Here is a 19,651-nt window from a genome sequence, read left to right as displayed (position 1 = left end):
GTGATGGAACCTAATGGCGAGTGTTGCGACTTACATATGACGCGGAGAGAAACGTGCGAGGCTGTCATGGCAGAGCAGTGGAAGCATACCGCCGATCCGGCCGAGATCATGCGGGCAAATGGTCACCCTGAGCTGGAATACGCCGCGGGCTGGACCATCGCCGGCCTGATCACCATCGGCACCATCGTCGCCGCTTGGGTGTTCGCGATCTAGGTAGTCTTAGGCGGCCGGAAACCGGAGTTCAAAGGCCGCGCCTTCGATGCGGCGATGTTGCGTGCGAGCGAGGCGCGGCTGCAAAGGAGCTTTCCGACAGAGCAAGCGCAAGATGCCTCACGCGTCGTCCGCCTCGCCGATCAGCACTAGCCCTTGGCGAATTGACGATAGTCCGGCTCACGATGAAACCAGAATTCGTAGCCGCTGACGCCCTTCTGCATAGCGACGTCGTGAATCGGCTGGTTGAGCGGAACGATCGGAACGTCGCGCATGCAGAGCGCGACAAAATCCTTTACGGCTTTGTCGTACTCCGCCGCGTCGGCGCTGAACCGCGCCTTGTCGATCAGCGCGTCCATCTCCTTGTTCTGATAGGAGGAGATGTTGAAGATCGAGTTGTTGCCGTGAAAATTCCAGTAGAAGTAATATTCTGGATAGTCGAGCCAGCCGCTGAAACGGTTGAGCGCGAGCGGGAGCTCCTTCTTGTTAAGTGTGGTGCGCCAGTTCGCGCCGGGAATCTTCTCGATCGAGGCCTTGATGCCGATCTTTGCGAGGCTCTCCTGGATCAGGATCGCGGTCGGCTCGCCGACCGTTGCCGTGCCCGCGTCGAGCGACAGCGTCGTCTCCAGTCCGGACTCGAAGCCCGCCTCCTTTATCAGCGCCTTGGCCTTGTCGAGATCGGTGACATAGGGAAACGGTTGCGGCCACGCCGGCTTTGGGACATCCGCAGACCCGCCATACATCGGAACGGACCGCCCGAAAAACGCGCTGGTCTGGATCTGCTCGTAAGGCATCGCCCAAGCGATGGCCTGACGCAGCTTGACATTGTCGAACGGAGGCTTCGCGGTGTTCAGCGCAACGTACCAGAGCGCATTTGGAATAGGGACGCCGGACACCTTGACCTTGCCTTCTCTGATGATCTGCTCGAAATCACGCGGCGCAAAGCCGCTCGAGAGGTCCGCATCGCCCCGTTCGAGCATGGCGCGACGGGTGCCGGCGGAGGGGACATCGCGCGCAATGACGCGCTTGATCTTGGGCAGCGGTCCGCTCTTCCAGTCGTCGAACCGCGTCAACACGGTCTCGCTGCCGGGCTTCCAGCTTTCGATCCTGTAGGCGCCGCCGCCGGCCTCGTTGTTCCTAAGCCAGGCCAGCGCCCAGGGGTCCTCCGGCGTCGCATTCTTTTTGGCGAGTTCGGAATTGATGATGAAGGGCACGACGACCGCGACGTTGAACAGCAGCATCTTGTCCTTGCGCACATAGTCGATGCGGAAGGTATGGTCGTCGACAATCACGAATTGCTCGGGTTTTTCAAGCGATCCTGCCGACATCTGAAAGGTCGGAAAGCCGCCGACCTTGACGGCGCGGTCGAACGACCATTTGACGTCCTTCGCCGTGACCGGCGTTCCGTCGTGGAATTTCGCGGTCTGTCTCAGCTTGAAGGTGCACGACATGCCGTCGGCGGCAACCTCCCAGCTCTTCGCCAGCTCGGGCGCGAGCGTCGCACGATCATAGGAGGGCGTGCCGTCGGGCAGCGTCTTGGAGGCGTAAGTCAGCAGGCGATCGTAGCAGTTCCAGGACAGGCCGTTCACGGTCTGGTTGGAGCCGACGCCTTGCATGTCCAGCGAGTTCGGTCCCAGCTCCTGCACCACCAGCAGCGTCTCCGCGCGCCCCTGCGCCCAGGCGAGCGGCGGAGCGACTGCCGTCATTCCGGCCGCACCCAGACCGCCGAGTACCACGCTACGGCGGCTGATATGGAAAGGGGATGTGCTCATGGGTACCTCCGAGACAGAATTTCCCGCATAGAGGCAAGGCACATGCCACCGTGGCGCCGCATCGTCGCGATTTGCGCTTGCGGTGGCCATGAAAGGCCGGCGTGCAACGTCATCCCGCCTGTTTCAGCTCCGTCACGAGATATTCCACCAGTGCGCGCACCTTGGTCGACGGCCGGGGCCCGCCCGGAAACACGGCGTGCACCTCGATAGGCGCGAGCCTGTAGCTCTTCAATAGCGGCATCAGCGTGCCCGACATGATCTCGGGATTGGCCATTACCGGCGATGTCATCGCGATGCCTAACCCTGCCAGCACGCTTGCAAACACGCCGGGGCCGGAATCCGTGTGGATGCGCCCGCGGACATCGACCGAGGTTTCCGTTCCATTGCGGGTGAACGACCAGGTCGCGCGGCCGAACAGGCCGGGACCGAAGATGCAGTCGTGCGACGCGAGATCGGCCGGTGTCTTCGGCGTGCCGCGCGCGGCGAGATAGGAAGGGGCGGCCACGAGCAGGCGCGGCAGTGTCTCGAGCTTGCGTGCACCAAACGCGGAATCGCCGAGCGGGCCGAGCCGGATGGCGATGTCGGCGCCTTCGGCGACGAGATCCTGCCGTTCGTCGACGACCGACAGCTCGGCGCGGAGCAGGGGATGCGCAGCCAGAAACACCGGCAGGCGCGGGATCACCTGTCGCGTGCCGTAGATGATGGGCATCGCGATGCGAATGGTCCCGCGCAGCGAGTCGACGCCGCGGGCAGCGTCCTCGGCGTCTTCGATATCGGCGAGGACTTCGCGCGCACGGGTGAGGAACAGCGCCCCGGCGTCGGTCACGGTGATGCGGCGCGTCGTGCGCAGCAACAGCTTGACGCCGAGCCGCGCCTCCAGCTCGCCGATGATGCGCGATACCGAAGGCTGCGACAGCCCGAGCTCGCGCGCGGCCTTCGAAAAGCTGCCGCCCTCCGCCGCCCGGACGAACACGGTCAATTCTTGGAGCCGGTCACTCATTTGAAATCCAAATAAATGTTCTCCATGTCTACCGTATACCCCTTTATTTCCAAATGATCCAGATAGAGCGGGCCAACAGCAACCGATGGAGCTTCCCATGGCCCTGCAAGACAAACTCCAACACAAACTCCAACACAAACTCCAAGACAAACTCCAAGACAAACTCCAAGACAAGCTCGATGCCTTCAAGGCCGATTTCGAAGGCGGCCGCTTTCCGCTCAAGCCCAGCAAGGAGGCGCTCGACACCATGCATCGCGCAACCGCCGAACTGATCGCGAGCGGCCAGGCGCAGCGCGCGAAGAAGGCCGGTGACGCCGCCCCGGAATTTTCGCTCAAGGACCCCGACGGAAGGCCGGTGTGCTCGCGCGACCTGCTCGCCAGGGGACCGCTAGTCGTGTCCTTTTATCGTGGCGTCTGGTGCCCATACTGCAACCTTGAGCTCCAGGCCCTCCAGGAGGCCCTGCCGGAGATCGCCGCGCGCAGTGCGAGCCTCGTTGCGATCTCGCCGCAGACCGCGCCGAACAGCCGCAAGTCGCAGCGCGACAACAAGCTCGCCTTCCCGATCCTGAGCGACGTCAGGAGCGAGGTCGCCGAAGCCTTCGGCATCCGCTTCGCGCTGCCGGACGATCTCGTCGCGCTCTACAAATCGTTCAAGAACGACCTGCCTTCGTTCAACGACAACCCGTCCTGGGTGCTGCCGATGCCCGCGCGCTACGTCATCGGCCGCGACGGTGTCATCGCCTACGCGGAGGTGAATCCGGACTACACGCACCGCCCGGATCCGTCCGAGTTCTTGCCGGTGCTGGACCAGTTGCAGGCGGGCAAGGCGGCCTGAGCCCTACGGCGTCACCGTGCCGCGCACCACGGCGCGCGGTGCAGTTAGCTCTTTCCATGTGGAATTGGCGATATGCACCGGCGAGAACGCGGGACGCTCGATATAGCGGCCGTCGCCGGCCTCGGCGCGCAAGTTCCCATCCTTCCACACGATCCGGCCGCGCGAGAGTGTCGCGGCCGGACCGCCCGTGCAGGAAAAGCCTTCGAACACGTTGTAATCGATGCGGCTCATCTGCCGCTTCGCGCTGATGGTTTTTGTCGCCTTGGGATCCCACACCACGACGTCGGCATCCGAGCCCACGGCGATTGCGCCCTTGCGTGGATAGATGTTGAGGATGCGAGCGATGTTCGCCGAGGTCACCGCGACGAACTCTTCTTTCGTCAGCCGTCCCGTGGCGACGCCCGCGGTCCACAACAGCGCCAGCCGATCTTCCAGCCCGCCGGTGCCGTTCGGGATCTTTCTGAAATCACCGACCCCAAAGCGCTTCTGCTCGGTCGTGAAAGCGCAGTGGTCGGTCGCGACCACCTGGAGCGAGCCGGATTGCAGGCCGGACCACAGGCTGTCCTGATGCGACTTGTCGCGGAACGGCGGCGACATCACCCGCTGCGCCGAATGATCCCAATCCTTGTTCTCGTATTCGCGGGCATCGAGCAGCAGATGCTGGATCAGCGGCTCGCCATAGACGCGCTTTCCCGCCGCCCGCGCCCGCGCGATCGCCTCATGCGCCTCGCGGCAACTGGTGTGCACGATGTAGACCGGCGTGCCCGTCATGTCGGCGATCATGATGGCGCGGTTGGTGGCTTCGCCCTCGACTTCCGGCGGCCGCGAAAATGCATGGCCTTCGGGGCCGGTGACGCCGCGCGCCATCAGCGCCTCCTGCATCAAGGCGACGACGTCGCCATTCTCCGCATGCACCACCGGCATGGCGCCGAGATGGGCGCAGCGCGCGAAGGAATTATAGAGCTCGTCATCGTTCACCATCAGCGCGCCCTTGTAGGCCATGAAGTGCTTGAAGGTGTTGATGCCGTAGGTTTTGACCACGGTCTCCATCTCGTCATAGATCTGCTTCGACCACGACGTCACCGCCATGTGGAAGCCGTAGTCGGAAGCCGCCTTCTCGGATTTGTGGCGCCACTCCTGATAGGCCGCGAGCATCGACTGGCCAGGATCGGGCAGGCAGAAATCCACCACCATGGTGGTGCCGCCGGTCAGCGCCGCCTTCGTTCCCGACTCGAAATCGTCGGCGGTCACCGTGCCCATGAACGGCATTTCGAGATGGGTGTGCGGGTCGATGCCGCCCGGAATCACGTAAGCGCCGCCGGCGTCGACGATCTCCGTTCCCCTGGGCGCCTCGATCGACGTGCCGACAGCGACGATGGTGTCGCCGTCGATCAGCACGTCCGCGCGGCGCGAATGATCATGATTGACGACGGTGCCGCCGCGGATGAGGAGGGACATGGGAACTCCGGTGGAAGTGAGTGCTGCGTTGAAGCTAAGCGGGCCCGTCGGAGTGCAACAGGCGAAATTTTAGTCAGTCTTTGGAGTGTGCTTGGGCGCGGCGGTTAGCGACAGAGCGTGTTGCATGTGCGAAGACGCACCCGAGCCATGTCTTCGCGCGTTGCCTCGCGCTCTTGCGCGTCGGCGCCGGCCGGAGCACTCTGCCCGTGCGGCGCAAAGAACACCGCCAATAAAAACTGCGCGAGGAAGCATCCATGGCGGTGACGCGGATCGACTGCGACATCCACCCGGCGGTCGGTGGCACGCGCACGACGCTGTTGCCCTATCTCAGCGATCACTGGAAAGAGCAGGTCGTGAGCCGCGCCATCGACGGGCTCGACCTCACCAGCTATCCGCCGAGCATGCCGCTTTCCGTCCGCGCCGACTGGCGGCATTCGCCGCGCGTCGCCCCGGAATGACATCTTGATGGGCCGCCGTTGCCGATTGTGATTTCAACGCGGGTGCGATATGCCTCTCGCGCTTTCAGAGGCGGAGACGAGCTTTGTCCAAACAATCCCTGCGAGAGGAGGCCGAGCGCCTGATCCGCGAATCGATGGAAAAGAAGAGTGTCGTCGTCAAGCAGGGCGATACTCGCATCGAGGCAGTCTGCGGCAAGTGCGGCGCGCCGAACCGGGTGCAGGCGCCGAAGGGCCAGACCCGCGTCAAGTTCGCCTGCAAGCAGTGCGGGCAGCAGCAAGAGACGCTGTAGGCCGCGGCGCCTAGTCACCCTTCACGAACGCCGCGAATGCCTCCGCATGATCCGGATGCCAGCGCGACAGGGCCGGACGGTTCTCGACGATATCGCCGGCCGCCCACAGCATGCGCTTTTCGTCGAGCGCACGCGGCACATCATTGTCAGGGCACAGGATGTAGAAATCGCCGGCCTCCAGCCGCGCGATCATGAAATCGACTGTCTGCTCCGGCGTCCAGGCGCCCGCCGGCTTCTCGGTTCGGCCCTTCGCGGTGAGTCCCGTGAAGACGAAGCCCGGGATCAGCAGGTGCGCGGTGATGCGGCAGTCTTTCGTATTGCGCAGCTCGTGCTGGAGCGCCTCGGTGAACGCCTTCACGCCGGCCTTCGACACGTTGTAGGCGGGATCGCCCGGCGGCGTGGTGATGCCCTGCTTCGAGCCGGTGTTGATGATGAGGCCGGCGTTGCCGCGCGCGATCATGTCGGGCGCGAAGATGCGCGAGCCGTTGATGATGCCCCACATGTTGACGCCGATGATGCGCTGCCAGTTGTCGGGCTCGCCGAATAACGTGCTTCCGGGCTGGATGCCGGCATTGTTCATGAGGATGTCGGTGCCGCCGAAGCGTTCGCGCACGGCGCGCTCCAGTTCCGTCACGCTCTCGGCTTTGCCGACATCAACCGCGGAGGTCATCACATTTGTGGCAACCGCGACGGATGACAGTTTTGTTGCGGCTTCCGCCAACCGGCCTTGGTCGATATCGGCGATGCACACCTTCATGCCGGCACGCACGAAGGCCATGGCGGCGGCAAGACCGATGCCGGATGCGCCTCCGGTAATTACGGCGACGTTGTCTTTGGCGATGACGGGATGCGGCATGGGGCGTCTCCGGAGAGGGGCCTAATAGAGCTATAACATGGCGGTGGCGCGACCCTGCACAAGTCGGCATGGGAGGTCTTCGTTCCGCGCCGACTTTACGCCTATCCGCCATCGCAGTATTCTACCAAGCTAACGATCCCGCCCAGATCGAACCAATCAATCACCTGACAGGGAGTGCAGCCATGGCTGTGTCGCAGGCTATTCCGATCACGCGCCATCCGTTCGCGAACGGGTCCTACAAGCAGATGCTGATCGACGGGAAGTGGGTCGACGCTGCGTCCGGCAAGCGCTTCGAGACCCACAATCCTGCCACCGGCGAGCTGCTCGCAACCGTTGCCGAGGGCGACAAGGAAGACATCGACCGCGCGGTCGCGGCTGCCCGCCGCGCCTTCGAGGGGCCGTGGAGCAAAGTAAAACCGTTCGAGCGGCAGAACCTGCTGCTCAAGCTCGCCGACCTCGTCGAGAAGAATTTCGACGAATTGTCGCAGCTCGACACTCTCGACATGGGCGCGCCGGTCAGCCGCACCCGCGCCTATCGCCTGCGCGCCGTCGGCATGCTGCGCTACTACGCTGGCCAGACCACCGCGATCCATGGCGAGACCGTCGAGAACTCGCTACCCGGCGAGATCTTCTCCTACACGCTGAAGGAGCCGATCGGCGTCGTCGGCGCCATCATCCCCTGGAACGGCCCGCTGACCGCCACGATCTGGAAGATCGGTCCCGCAATCGCGACCGGCTGCACTGTGGTGCTCAAGCCCGCCGAAGAGGCGCCGCTGACCTCGCTGCGTATCGCCGAGCTTGCGATGGAAGCGGGCGTGCCGCCCGGCGTCATCAACGTGGTGCCCGGTTATGGCGAGACCGCGGGTGCTGCGCTTGCCTCGCACCACGACGTCGACAAGGTCGCCTTCACCGGCTCGCATGTCACGGGGCAGTCGATCATTCGCGCCTCGGCCGGTAATCTGAAGCGCGTCTCGCTCGAGCTCGGCGGCAAGTCGCCGGACATCGTGTTTGCCGACGCCGATCTCGATGCTGCGGTGCCGGGCGCCGCGATGGCCGTGTTCGCCAATTCCGGCCAGATCTGTAGCGCCGGCACGCGGTTGTTCGTCGAGCAGTCGATCTACGAGGAGTTCGTCGGCCGCGTCGCCGAGTTCGGCAAGAAGCTGCAAGTCGGCAACGGTCTCGATCCCAACACCCAGATCGGTCCGCTCGTTTCCGAGCAGCAGCTCGAACGTGTCACCAGCTATCTCGACATCGGCCAGAAGGAAGGCGCCAAGGCGCTCGCCGGCGGCGGCCGCGTCACCGAGGGCGCGCTGTCGAAGGGCTTCTTCGTGTCGCCAACGGTATTCGCCGGCGTGCAGGACAACATGCGCATCGCGCAGGAGGAGATTTTTGGTCCCGTCATCTCCGCGATCGCCTTCAAGGACATGGACGAGCTGGTCAAGCGCGCCAACGCGACCACCTTCGGTCTCGGCTCCGGCCTGTGGACGCGCGAGGTCAGCAAGGCGCACCACGTCGCGAAACGCTTGCGTGCCGGCTCGGTGTGGGTGAACTGCTACCAGGCGATGGACCCGGCGATGCCGTTCGGCGGCTACAAGATGAGCGGCTACGGCCGCGAGTCCGGCAAGCAGCACGTCGAGGAATATCTCAACGTGAAGGCCGTCTGGATCAAGACGGCGTAACGCTTATTTCCTCCCGCGTCCCGCTAGAGGGAATATTTGCTTTTGCAGGGGCGGCGCCTTTTCCGGTGGGCCGCCCCTCGCTATATGATACGCATCCTTCCATAGCCATTGGGGTCAACATGAAATTCGAGGTGTTGTTCAAACCGTTGCAGGTCGGTCCGTACAAGCTCGCGCATCGCGTCGCGATGGCGCCGCTCACCCGGATGCGGGCCGAGCGCGAGAGCTTTTCGCCGCGGCCGCTCAACGCCGAATATTACGGCCAGCGCGCCACGCAAGGCGGCCTGCTCATCGCCGAGGCGTCTCCCGTGCTCTCGCATGGCCGCGGCAATCCAGCCACGCCCGGCATCTATTCGGAAGCGCAGATTGCCGGCTGGCGCAAGGTGGTTGATGCCGTGCATGCCAAGGGCGGCATCATCTTCCTCCAGCTCTGGCATGTCGGCCGGGTCTCGCATTCCTCCTTCCATGGCGGCGCGCTGCCGGTCTCTGCCTCTGCAATCGCGATCAAGGCCGAAGGCATGAAGGCGATGACCGCCGACGGCAAGGTTTCCGATTACGAAACGCCGCGCGCGCTGGAGACGGACGAGGTCAAGGAGATCGTCGAGGCGTTCCGGCAAGGCGCGAAGAACGCGCTTGCCGCCGGCTTCGACGGTGTCGAGATTCACGGCGCCAACGGCTATCTGCTCGAGCAGTTCTTGCAGTCGCGCAGCAACCAGCGCACCGATCAATACGGCGGTTCGATCGAGAACCGCGCGCGGCTTCTGCTGGAGGTGACGCAGGCCGCGATCGACGTCTGGGGCGCGGGCCGCGTCGCCGTGCGGCTGTCGCCGCACGGCATCGCCAATGATTCCGGCGAGGCCGACCCTATGCCGCTCTACACGCATGTGGTGAAGGCGCTCGACAAGCTCGGGCTCGCCTATCTGCATTTCATCGAGCCGCGTTCCAGCGGGTCGGGACGCGCCGAGGTCAACTGGCAGAACGTGCCGTCCGCGATGGTGCTGTTCCGCCCGCTCTACAGCGGCGTGTTGATGACCGCCGGCGGCTTCACCGGCGATACCGCCAACACGGCAATCGCCGATGGCCATGCCGACATCATCGCTTTCGGCCGCATCTTCATCTCCAACCCGGATTTGCCGCGGCGTCTGGAGCACGACTATCCGGTCACGCCGTACAACCGCGCGACATTCTACGGCGGCGAGGAGAAGGGGTACACGGACTATCCGGTGTATGACGAACTGACGCCGGCGTAAGTATTCTCCTCCGTCATTCCGGGGCGACGCGGACGGGCCCGCGCCTTTCGGCGCGTCCCGGAATGACAATGGTGTATTGTCGCCCTCGCAAGACGACGGAGAGAAACCCACCATGGCCAAAGCCGCTGCATCCGCAGGAACCGCCACCGGCCAATGCCTGTGCGGCAAGGTCACCTTCGAGATCGACATTCCCGCACGCTGGGCCTGGCACGATCACTCCGCCGCCAGCCGCCGCGCCCACGGCGCGGCTTACGCGACCTATGTCGGAAGCTGGAAGAAGCGTTTTCGCATTACCGCGGGCAAGACCGCGCTCACCCGCTACGAAGACGCTAAGACACAAACCGCGCGCAGCTTCTGCGCCCGTTGCGGCACACCGATCGCCTATGAACGCCCGCGCGGACCGCATATGGTCAACATTCCCCGCGCGCTGTTCAATGAGCGCACCGGCCGGCAGCCGCTTTATCACATCGCGATCGAGGAGCTCCAGGAATGGGCCTACACCGGCGAGCCGCTGGTGCCGTTGAAGGGCTTTCCCGGCGTGGTCTGGCAGCGCTCGAAAAAGAAGAAGCGCGCGGGCGGAGAGGATCCGTTCGAGCTGGGGCGCGAGGAGATGTAGCGCGAAACTGCGCGCTCTGCTCGCCCGCGCAACGCAGCCATGACCGCGCTCCATTGCGCGCATCCTCCGACTTCGGCCATCATGCCCCCGGCTTGCGGCAACGCCCGCGAGGCCTGGAGGAAATATGAAGAACAAGATCACCGGCCGCTCCGCCTTTCTCGCGCTGCTCAAGGATGAGGGCATCACGCATCTGTTCGGTAATCCCGGCACCACCGAGCTGCCGATCATGCATGCGCTGAAGGATCATCCGGATCTCACCTATGTGATGGCGATGCAGGAGAGCCTGGTGGTCGCGATCGCGGACGGCTACAGCCGCGCCTCCGGCAAGCTCGTCGCCTGCAACGTCCACGTAGCGCCCGGCCTCGGGACGCAATGGGCTCGCTCTACAATGCGCAGTTCACGGGTACGCCCATGATCCTCACCGCGGGCCAGCAGGAGCAGGGCCACGGCCTGATGGAGCCGGTGCTGTACGGGCCGCTGGTGCGCATGGCCGAGCCGCTGGTGAAATGGGCGGTCGAGGTGACGCGGCTCGAGGATCTGCCGCGCATCGTCCGCCGTGCCGCAAAAGTCGCGACCACGCCGCCGACCGGGCCGGTGTTCATCTCGCTGCCCGGTGACATCCTGAACAGCGAGGCCAGCATCGATCTAGGCCGCTCGACCCGCATCGACGCGCGCACAAAGCCGTCCGATGAGGCGCTGAAGGCCTTTGCCGCGCGCCTGCTGAAGGCCGAGCGCCCCGTGATCGTCACCATGGACGAGGTGGTCAAGAGCGACGCGCTGAAGGAGGCCGCCGAGCTCGCGGAGCTGCTGGGCGCTGCCGCCTATCAGTCCTCGACGCCCTACGGTTCGCACTTCCTCTCCGAGAGCCCGAGCTTCGTCGGCACGCTGGCGCGGGTGCAGAAGGTCGCGCGCGATACGCTCGCACCGTACGATCTGCTGATCGCGCTCGGCGGCGATCCCCTGCGGATGTCGGTCTATAGCGAGGTCGATGCGCTGCCGGACGGCCTCGGCATCGTGCAAATTGGCTTGGTCGATTGGGAGATCGCAAAGAACTACGGCGCCGAGATCGCGCTGAAGGCGGACCTGAAGGAAACGCTGCGCGCGCTGATCCCCGTGCTGAAGGAAATGGGCGGCGCTGCACTGGTGAGCCGCGCAAAGCAGCGCCTCGCCGAGCTCGCGCCGAAGAACTGGACCGCGCGCCGCGCCGCGCTGGTCGAGCAGATCGGCAAGGCCGCCGACCGTAGTCCGATCGATCCGGACTGGCTGGTGTTGCAAATGGTCGAGGCGATGCCCGACAACGCCATTCTCTTCGACGAAGGCCTTACCTCCAGTCGCCAGATCACGGCGCTGCGCGCGCACCGCGACCGCTTCGGCTATCACGGCCTGGCCTCCGGCGGCATCGGCTGGGGCCTGCCTGCCTCCGTCGGCGCCAGCATTGCCAATCCGGATCGCCCCGTGGTGTGCTTCTCCGGCGACGGCAGCGCGATGTATTCGATCCAGTCGCTGTGGACGGCGGCGCATCACAAGCTGCCGCTCAACGTCGTCATCGCCAACAATGGCGGCTACCGTATCATCAAGCAGCGCCTGCTCGCCTTCCACGGTGACGACAACTACGTCGGAATGGATTTTGTCGATCCGCCGGTTGATTTCGCAGGGATCGCGAAAGCGCTCGGCTGCGAGGCGATCAAGGTGAGCGACCCGCGCGAGCTGAAGGCGACCTTGTCGTCCGCGTTCAATCGGCCGGGGACGAAGCTGATCGAGGTGATGGTGGACGGGAAGGTGTGACTGCAACCGCCGTCATTGCGAGCGTAGCGAAGCAATCCAGGATCCCTCCGCGGTGAAAGTCTGGATTGCTCACATGGGGAATGTGTATGTCAAGGATGAGCAGTCACCTTTTTGTTCGACTGCAGCCACCTCTTCGTCCCGACCGCGGGTTCTGCAGGATGGCGCGCGCAGATCAAGTCAAGGCCGGCCTGTTAGGGCCGCCGCGAAGCGGCTTGGCCTTGAGTTGAGCGAGCACGCCATCATGCTTGGTGCGTTGGGCCGATAGGAGCTCCTCGCGTTGGCGGTTCTGTCAGGGCATCTGCCATCCTCGCATTTGCGATCCAAGGGTCGAGCCGGTTCGACGATCTGGGTTGCTTGCCAGATCAAACTCACATTCGGTCGTCGCACAAGGCGACTGCACCACGATTCCGCTTGCGGCGGGCAGGCTCGAGAGGACGAGGCCATTCTTCGTTGCGGCGTTTGAAGCCATGCAATCCATCGGTTCGTCCACCCGGATCTTCCGAGACTGATCGGGCCTCGGCAGATGGGTTATGGTTCTTTCGTTGCGCGCGGGCGGCGAAGCACGCCGCTTGGTGCGGTCCGGATCAGGCGGCGGGCTTCATCACGGCCCCCTCGATGGTCTCGCCCGCGGTGACATACTTCCACAAGGTCACGAGAAGCTTGCGCGCCAGCGCCACGATCGCGCGCTTGCGGCCTTGCGGGCTTCGCTCCTTGAACCAGCGCGTCAGGGCCGACTGCGGCTGGTGACGTATCCACAGCCAGGCGAGCTGGATCATTGTGGTCCGCAGCCTGGGATTGCCGGCCTTCGACACGCCCTGCTCGTGCCGGATGCCTCCGCTTTGCCACGGCGTCGCCGCAAGCCCCGCATAGGCGGCGACCTGGCGGCGGTTGGAGAACTGCCGGTAGAACGCCTCCGACCAGAGCACGGCCGCAAAGTTGGCGCCGAGCCCTTTCAAGGCCAGCAGCATCGCCACCGGATCCGGCGCGACCTTGTCTGCAGCGTTCTTGTCTGCAGGCTTCCGGGCTGCGGCCAGCAGAGCATCTCGCGCGGCCTCGACCGCCTTGATCTGTTCCAGAAGCAGTTCGACCCGATCGAGCTCGCGGCCGATCTGCGCCTTCAAATGCGAAGGCAGCTCCCGCCCGTCGCCCGTGCGCAAGGCCTCAAGCCGCGCCCGCCGATTGCGCCGCAGCGGCACGTAGTCGGATATCCCCTGCGCGAACAGAAGACCCTTGATCCGGTTCACATGCGTGATGCGCTCGGCGATCAGCGTCGCTCGTTCGCGACACAGCCTGCGCCGGTCCTCCTCTTCAGGCGAGGGCGCAACCACCATCGCACAGACCCGCGGCTCGCCGCGCTTGTAGGCCAGAAGCGCCCGCAACAGCGCCTCGCCATCGAGCCTGTCAGTCTTGGCCCGCCGCCGCCGTCGCGACGTCGCAATCGAGGCGGGATCGACCACGTGGCTCTCAATGCCGTTCTGTTGCAGAACACGGTGCAGCCAGAACCCGTCCAGCCCAGCTTCCTGGATCGTGATGATCGGATAGCTCTCGCGGGTCCTGGCCTCCGCCTTGCGCCTGAGTTCCGCAAACAGCTTCATCAGCTCAGCCGTATCGCCGGCCGTGACGCTGTGCCTGGACATCTTCTCGCCCGTACCAGGCGAAAGTGACGTAATCACCCACGTCGAACGGCTCAGTTCCAAAGACACAAAAATTGCGCCAAACTGCGTGCGGATAGCGGTCGGTCCGTCGGAAGGATGATCGAGCAACATCGTCGTCTCCAGGTTGAGGGGGTCAGCAACCTCAGTCTGGCCTCAGACCTGGTCGCTATCCACTCCCCATGGAATCTTCGCTGCGCTCGCAATGACGATGTGGAGGCAGTATGCCTTCCGCGCCTACCCCTTCTTCCCCACGCAATACCCCGCTGCCGGATGTGGCGCATCGAGCCGCGCACGCCCGGCGCCGAACAGCTTCTCCCGCAGCGTGCCCTGCGCATACTCCGGCTTGTAGCGCCCACGCCTGGTCAGTTCCGGCACCAGCATGTCGGCGATGTCCTCGAAATCGCCGGGCGAGATCGCGAAGGCCACGTTGAGGCCGTCGACGTCGGTCGCCTCGAACCATGCCTCGATCTTGTCCGCGACCATCTCCGGCGTGCCGACCACGACGGGGCCGGCGCCGCCGACGCCGACGTGCTCGATGACATCGCGCACGGTCCAGACGCGGTCGGGATCGGCCCGGGTGACGTTGTCCATCGCGCTGCGGCCGGCGTCGTTCTGCACGTGGCGCACCTGCTGGTCGAGGTCGTAGCCGGAGAAGTCGACGCCGGTCCAACCCGACATCAGCGCCAGCGCGCCTTCGGGGCTGATGTGGCGGCGATAGTCGGCGTATTTCTCTTTCGCCTCGGCCTCCGTCCGCCCGAGGATGATCGTCATCATCGAGAACATCAGGATCTCCGCGGGATTGCGGCCGAGCGCGGCCGCCTCCTGGCGGATCGCGGAAACGCGCGGCGCGATCACCTTGGCCGACGGCCCCGACATGAACACGCATTCGGCGTGCTGTGCCGCGAACTGCCGGCCGCGCGGCGAGGTGCCGGCCTGGTACAGCACCGGCGTTCGCTGCGGCGACGGCTCGCTGAGGTGGATGGTGTTATTGATGCGGTAGTTCGCGCCCTCGTGGTTGACGCGATGCACCTTGGTGGGATCGGTGAAGATACCACGCTTGCGATCCCGCAGCACCGCGCCGTCCTCCCAGCTCCCTTCCCAGAGCTTGTAGACGACCTCCATATACTCATCCGCGATGTCGTAGCGGTCGTCATGTCCGGTCTGCTTCTCCTTGCCGGCGCCGCGCGCGGCGCTGTCGAGATAGCCGGTGACGACGTTCCAGCCGATCCGTCCCTCGGTGAGGTGGTCGAGCGTCGACATCCGCCGCGCGAACGGGTAGGGCGGCTCGAAGGAAAGATTGCTGGTGACGCCAAAACCAAGATTCTGCGTCACCGCCGCCATCGCCGACAGCAGCAGCAGCGGCTCGTTCGACGGCGTCTGTGCTGCATTGCGCAAGGCTGCGTCAGGGCTGTTGCCGTAGACGTCATAAACCCCGAGCACGTCGGCCAGAAACAGCCCGTCAAAACGGCCGCGCTCCAGCGTCTTGGCAAGATCGATCCAGTATGGCAGCCGGTTATATTCGGCGGTACGATCGCGCGGATGGGTCCACAGGCCCGGTGATTGGTGCGCGACGCAATTCATCGCAAATGCGTTGAGCCTGATCTGCTTGGCCATGCTGGTCCCTCGGCGCCCTGTACCGGGCGCTCTTCGAATGATAGATGTGCGCCCGAACTTGGCGAAGTTCTTGCATATAACGCGACCTTGGCAGGGCCACAATCAGCGGCGCCGCTGCCCTTGGCAAGCCAATCTCAAGAGACCAAGAACGAAATCCCAAGCACTATCGAAGTCCCCGCCACTTTCGAAGGCCCGCCCATCTCGGGTATGCTCCTTCGTCCCGTAACCCAAAAAAAGCAAATAATGACCAGAGCCGACGCCATCGCCCGCGCCCGTGACGATTTCAAGTCCGGCGCGTTCCTCACTGAGCTCGACCGCCGCGTTGCCTTCCGGACCGAAAGCCAGAACCCGTCGCGCGGCGCGGAGCTGCGTGCCTATCTGGAACAGGAGATGGTGCCTGCTTTCGCCGCGCTCGATTTCCAAAGCCGCCTGGTCGAATCCCCTAGCGGCAAGGCGCCGTTCCTGTTCGCCGAGCATCACGAGAGTGGGACGGCGCCAACCGTGCTGATCTACGGCCATGGCGACGTCGTCGACGGCATGGAAGGCGAGTGGCGCGAGGGCCGCGATCCCTGGCGCACCACGGTTTCAGGCGCGCGCCTCTACGGCCGCGGCACAGCCGACAACAAGGGCCAGCACAGCATCAACATGGCAGCGCTTCGCGCGGTGCGCGAGGCCCGTGGTGGCAAGCTCGGCTTCAACGTCAAATTCATCGTCGAGATGGGCGAGGAGATCGGCTCGCCCGATCTCGGCAAGGTCTGCGATCTCAACCGCAACGCGTTGAAGGCCGATTTGTTCATGGCCTCCGACGGTCCGCGCCTGTCCGCGGACCGGCCGACGCTGTTTCTTGGCTGTCGCGGCGGCATCCGCATCCATCTCGATGTGAATTTGCGCGACGGCGGGCATCATTCCGGCAATTGGGGCGGCGTGCTCGCCAACCCCGCGACCATTCTGGTCAACGCGATTGCCACGCTGGTCGACGGCCACGGCCGCCTTCAGCTCGATGCCCTGAAGCCGCCGCGGCTCACCAACCAGATCCGCAGCTATCTCGCGGATGTGCAGGTCGTGCCGACCGAGGACGAGCCGGCGCTCGCGGAGAACTGGGGCGAGGAGGGACTATCGGCGGCCGAGCGGCTCTACGCCTGGAACACGCTCGAGGTGCTGGCGATGTCATCCGGCAATATCGCGAAGCCGGCCAATGCCATTCCCGGCCATGCCAATGCTGTGCTGCAACTGCGTTTTGTCGTCGGCACGAAGATCGATGGTCTGATCGAGGCCATCCGTGCGCATCTGGTCCAGAAGGGCTTTCCGATGATCGAGGTGCGGGCGGCGCAGAGCTTTGCCGCCTCGCGCACCGATTTCGACAGCCCCTGGATCAAATGGGCGGCGGATTCGGTGCAGGAGACCACCGGCAAGACGCCGGCGGTGCTGCCGAATTTCGGCGGCTCGCTGCCGAACGACGTGTTTTCCGAGATTTTGGGCCTGCCGACGATCTGGGTGCCGCACTCTTATCCCGGCTGCTCCCAGCATGCGCCCAATGAGCACATCCTGCTGCCTTTGACCGAAGAGGCCTTGACGGTGATGGCCGGCCTGTTCTGGGATCTCGGAGATTTGCCGCGGCCGTTAACCTGAGCCGCGATCCAGCCGAAAGTCACATTCTAATCCTGGCCGATTTGTGCTTGCATCCGGCCGCATCATCCTGAAGGGGAAGAAAAAAGTGAAACATTTCCGTACGATCGGCATCGCGCTTGCCGCGACCTTTGCCGTCAGCCAGGCCGGGGCCCAGGAGCTGACCGGCACGCTGAAGAACATCAAGGACACCGGCGCGATCACGCTCGGCTTCCGCGACTCCTCGATCCCGTTCTCCTATCTCGATGACAACCAGAAGCCCATCGGGTTCGCGATGGACATCTGCTACAAGATCGTCGACGCCGTGAAGAAGGAGCTCAAGCTCGACAAGCTCGAGGTCAAGCTCAATCCCGTCACCTCGGCGACCCGCATCCCGCTGATGGCCAACGGCACCATCGACCTCGAATGCGGCTCGACCACCAACAATGCCGAGCGGCAGAAGCAGGTCGCCTTCACCAACACCCATTACCTGACCGCCAGCCGCTACGTCTTCAAGAAGTCGAGCGGCCTCAAGTCGATCGATGATCTCAAGGGCAAGTCGGTGGTCTCGACTGCCGGTACCACCAACATCAAGCAGCTCACCGAGGCCAATGTCGCGCGCGGGCTCGGCGCCAACATCATCCCGGCCAAGGACCACGCCGAATCCTTCCTGATGGTCGAAACCGACCGCGCGGTGGCCTTCGTGATGGACGACATCCTGCTTGCGAGCCTCGTTGCCGGCTCCAAGTCGCCGGACGACTACGTCATCTCCAAGGATGCGTTCTCCAAGCCCGAGCCGTACGGCATCATGCTGCGCAAGGACGACGCGCCGTTCAAGAAGGTGGTGGATGCGGCGACCGCCGCGCTCTACACCTCCGGCGAGGGCCAGAAGATCTACGAGAAGTGGTTCACGCAGAAGATCCCGCCGAAGGGCTTGAACCTCAACACCCCGATCTCGGCCGAGCTGAAGAACGAGTTCGCCAAGCCCACGGACTCGCCGAACCCGGACGATTATAAGTAGGCCCAGATCGCGGGGGATCAGAATAATGTCCGGTCACTCTTGACTCCAGAGTGGCCGGACATTTGCATAGGCGCCTGCTGCATCCATGATTGGCGCGTTCGCGCGGGGGACACGTGAACTACCACTGGAACTGGGGAATTTTCTTCGAGCCGAACCCGATGGGGACCGGCACCTATCTCGACATGCTGCTGTCGGGTCTGGTGCTGACCCTCAAGACGGGTGCGCTTGCCTGGATCATCGCGCTGATCACCGGATCGATCGTCGGCGTGATGCGCACGCTGCCGTCGAAGCGGGCGTACTGGTTCGGCTTTGCCTATGTCGAATTCTTCCGCAACATGCCGCTGCTCGTGCAACTCTTCCTGTGGTTTTTCGTGCTGCCGGAATTGCTGCCGAAAGCAGCCGGCCTCTGGCTGAAGCAACTGCCGAACGCGCCGTTCTGGACGGCGGCGATCGGCGTCGGGTTCTTCATGTCGGCACGCGTCGCCGTGCAGTTGCAGGCGGGCATCGGCTCACTGCCGCGCGGGCAGCGGATGGCGGCGACCGCGCTGGGCCTGACCACAATACAAGGCTACCGCTACATTCTGCTGCCGATGGCGTTCCGCATCATCCTGCCGCCGCTGACTTCCGAGTTTCTCAACACCATCAAGAACACGGCTGTGGCCATCACCATCGGCCTGCTCGAGCTCACCGGACAGGCGCGCTCGATGCAGGAATTCTCGTTCCAGGTGTTCGAGGCCTTCACCGCCGCGACCCTGCTCTATCTCCTCGTCAACGCCGTCGTCGTGACCGCGATGCGCTTCCTCGAGCGCTACGTCGCGATCCCCGGCTACATCACGGGGAAATAGCACCATGTTCAGCAGTTTCGATTTCGAAGTCATCCGCCGCGCGCTGCCCTATCTGTTCTACGAGGGCATGACGTTCACGGTGACACTGACGGCGCTCTCCGCACTCGGCGGCCTGATCTTCGGCACGGCGATCGCGCTGATGCGGCTCTCCGGCTTCAAGATCCTGGGCCGCATCGCCGGCGTCTATGTCGACTTCATGCGCTCGCTGCCGCTGGTGCTGGTGATCTTCTGGTTCTACTTCCTGGTGCCCTATATCGGGCAATGGGTGACCGGCGCATCGCGGCCGATCAGCGTCGGCGCGTTCGCGTCCTCGCTCATCACCTTCATCATGTTCGAGGCCGCGTACTTCTCCGAGATCATGCGTGCCGGCATCCAATCGATCTCGCGCGGCCAGCCGGCCGCGGCCAGCGCGCTCGGTCTCAACTACGCCCAGACCATGCGCTACGTCGTGCTGCCGCAGGCCTTCCGCAACATGCTGCCGGTCCTGATCACGCAGACCATCGTCCTGTTCCAGGACACCTCGCTGGTCTACGTGCTGTCGATCACGGATTTCCTCGGCGCCGCGAGCAAGGTCGCGCAGCGCGACGGCCGCCTGGTCGAGATGTATCTGTTCGCCGCCGTCGTCTACTTCACCATCTCCTGTGTCGCATCCTTCGGCGTCCGCCGCCTCCAGGCGCGCATCGCCATCATCCGTTAGAGTCCGCC

General features: G+C 64.2%; 16 protein-coding genes and 2 pseudogenes. 12 read left to right on the top strand and 6 right to left on the bottom strand.

The annotated features are described in order from the left end of the window. The first annotated feature begins 66 nt into the window (after positions 1-66). Positions 67-213, top strand: coding sequence for a hypothetical protein (locus tag IVB18_RS44550; protein WP_247986414.1), 147 nt, complete (start codon positions 67-69; stop codon positions 211-213). A gap of 146 nt (positions 214-359) precedes the next feature. Here the strand turns inward: IVB18_RS44550 and IVB18_RS44545 are convergent, their stop codons facing one another. Next, positions 360-1,982 (bottom strand): ABC transporter substrate-binding protein, encoded by a 1,623-nt coding sequence (locus IVB18_RS44545; protein ID WP_247986413.1) that lies wholly within the window; start codon positions 1,980-1,982, stop codon positions 360-362. A 109-nt stretch (positions 1,983-2,091) separates the two neighbouring features. After that, on the bottom strand, positions 2,092-2,982 hold the full coding sequence (locus IVB18_RS44540) for a LysR family transcriptional regulator (protein WP_247986412.1): 891 nt from the start codon (positions 2,980-2,982) through the stop codon (positions 2,092-2,094). A gap of 97 nt (positions 2,983-3,079) precedes the next feature. On the opposite strand from IVB18_RS44540, the gene IVB18_RS44535 reads away from it, so the two are divergent. After that, complete coding sequence (locus IVB18_RS44535; RefSeq protein WP_247986411.1) at positions 3,080-3,817, top strand: peroxiredoxin-like family protein; 738 nt, start codon at positions 3,080-3,082, stop codon at positions 3,815-3,817. A 3-nt stretch (positions 3,818-3,820) separates the two neighbouring features. Here the strand turns inward: IVB18_RS44535 and hydA are convergent, their stop codons facing one another. Continuing rightward, entirely contained in the window at positions 3,821-5,275 is a 1,455-nt protein-coding gene (gene hydA, locus IVB18_RS44530) for a dihydropyrimidinase (protein ID WP_247986410.1), read from the bottom strand. A 254-nt stretch (positions 5,276-5,529) separates the two neighbouring features. On the opposite strand from hydA, the pseudogene IVB18_RS44525 reads away from it, so the two are divergent. Together IVB18_RS44525 and IVB18_RS44520 are read left to right on the top strand one after the other, a co-directional pair. Then, positions 5,530-5,706: pseudogene (locus IVB18_RS44525) on the top strand (amidohydrolase); the annotation flags it as partial. Positions 5,707-5,816: 110 nt separating this feature from the next. Then, positions 5,817-6,023, top strand: a complete 207-nt coding sequence (locus IVB18_RS44520) for a hypothetical protein (protein WP_247986409.1) — start codon at positions 5,817-5,819, stop codon at positions 6,021-6,023. Positions 6,024-6,033: 10 nt separating this feature from the next. Here the strand turns inward: IVB18_RS44520 and IVB18_RS44515 are convergent, their stop codons facing one another. Further along, positions 6,034-6,879: an SDR family NAD(P)-dependent oxidoreductase gene (locus IVB18_RS44515; RefSeq protein WP_247986408.1), complete on the bottom strand. Its 846-nt coding sequence runs from the start codon at positions 6,877-6,879 to the stop codon at positions 6,034-6,036. Between the two features lie 182 nt (positions 6,880-7,061). On the opposite strand from IVB18_RS44515, the gene IVB18_RS44510 reads away from it, so the two are divergent. The 4 genes and pseudogenes from IVB18_RS44510 (at position 7,062) to IVB18_RS44495 (ending at position 12,206) form a co-directional block, all read left to right on the top strand. Continuing rightward, positions 7,062-8,558, top strand: a complete 1,497-nt coding sequence (locus tag IVB18_RS44510) for an aldehyde dehydrogenase family protein (protein ID WP_247986407.1) — start codon at positions 7,062-7,064, stop codon at positions 8,556-8,558. A gap of 119 nt (positions 8,559-8,677) precedes the next feature. Next, positions 8,678-9,805 carry an alkene reductase gene (locus IVB18_RS44505; protein WP_247986406.1) on the top strand — a complete coding sequence of 376 codons (1,128 nt, stop codon included), beginning with the start codon at positions 8,678-8,680 and terminating at the stop codon, positions 9,803-9,805. A 112-nt stretch (positions 9,806-9,917) separates the two neighbouring features. After that, positions 9,918-10,421 (top strand): GFA family protein, encoded by a 504-nt coding sequence (locus tag IVB18_RS44500; protein ID WP_247986405.1) that lies wholly within the window; start codon positions 9,918-9,920, stop codon positions 10,419-10,421. A gap of 124 nt (positions 10,422-10,545) precedes the next feature. Then, positions 10,546-12,206: pseudogene (locus IVB18_RS44495) on the top strand (thiamine pyrophosphate-binding protein). A gap of 584 nt (positions 12,207-12,790) precedes the next feature. Here the strand turns inward: IVB18_RS44495 and IVB18_RS44490 are convergent. Further along, complete coding sequence (locus IVB18_RS44490) at positions 12,791-13,972, bottom strand: IS110 family transposase (RefSeq protein WP_247983422.1); 1,182 nt, start codon at positions 13,970-13,972, stop codon at positions 12,791-12,793. A gap of 123 nt (positions 13,973-14,095) precedes the next feature. Continuing rightward, positions 14,096-15,475 (bottom strand): LLM class flavin-dependent oxidoreductase, encoded by a 1,380-nt coding sequence (locus IVB18_RS44485; RefSeq protein ID WP_247986404.1) that lies wholly within the window; start codon positions 15,473-15,475, stop codon positions 14,096-14,098. A gap of 243 nt (positions 15,476-15,718) precedes the next feature. On the opposite strand from IVB18_RS44485, the gene IVB18_RS44480 reads away from it, so the two are divergent. The 4 genes from IVB18_RS44480 (at position 15,719) to IVB18_RS44465 (ending at position 19,643) form a co-directional block, all read left to right on the top strand. Continuing rightward, on the top strand, positions 15,719-17,104 hold the full coding sequence (locus IVB18_RS44480; RefSeq protein WP_247986403.1) for a M20 family metallopeptidase: 1,386 nt from the start codon (positions 15,719-15,721) through the stop codon (positions 17,102-17,104). 85 nt (positions 17,105-17,189) lie between these two features. After that, entirely contained in the window at positions 17,190-18,101 is a 912-nt protein-coding gene (locus IVB18_RS44475; RefSeq protein WP_247986402.1) for an amino acid ABC transporter substrate-binding protein, read from the top strand. Between the two features lie 113 nt (positions 18,102-18,214). Beyond that, the gene (locus IVB18_RS44470) at positions 18,215-18,946 is read left to right on the top strand and encodes an amino acid ABC transporter permease (protein ID WP_247986401.1); all 732 of its coding nucleotides are present in this window, start codon (positions 18,215-18,217) and stop codon (positions 18,944-18,946) included. 4 nt (positions 18,947-18,950) lie between these two features. Continuing rightward, positions 18,951-19,643, top strand: coding sequence for an ABC transporter permease subunit (locus IVB18_RS44465; protein WP_247986400.1), 693 nt, complete (start codon positions 18,951-18,953; stop codon positions 19,641-19,643). Positions 19,644-19,651 lie beyond the last annotated feature (8 nt).

It is taken from the genome of Bradyrhizobium sp. 186 (genome assembly GCF_023101685.1).
Classification (GTDB): domain Bacteria; phylum Pseudomonadota; class Alphaproteobacteria; order Rhizobiales; family Xanthobacteraceae; genus Bradyrhizobium.
The sequence above is the reverse complement of the archived record's forward strand: the minus strand, read 5'-3'. Positions and strand labels throughout refer to the sequence as shown.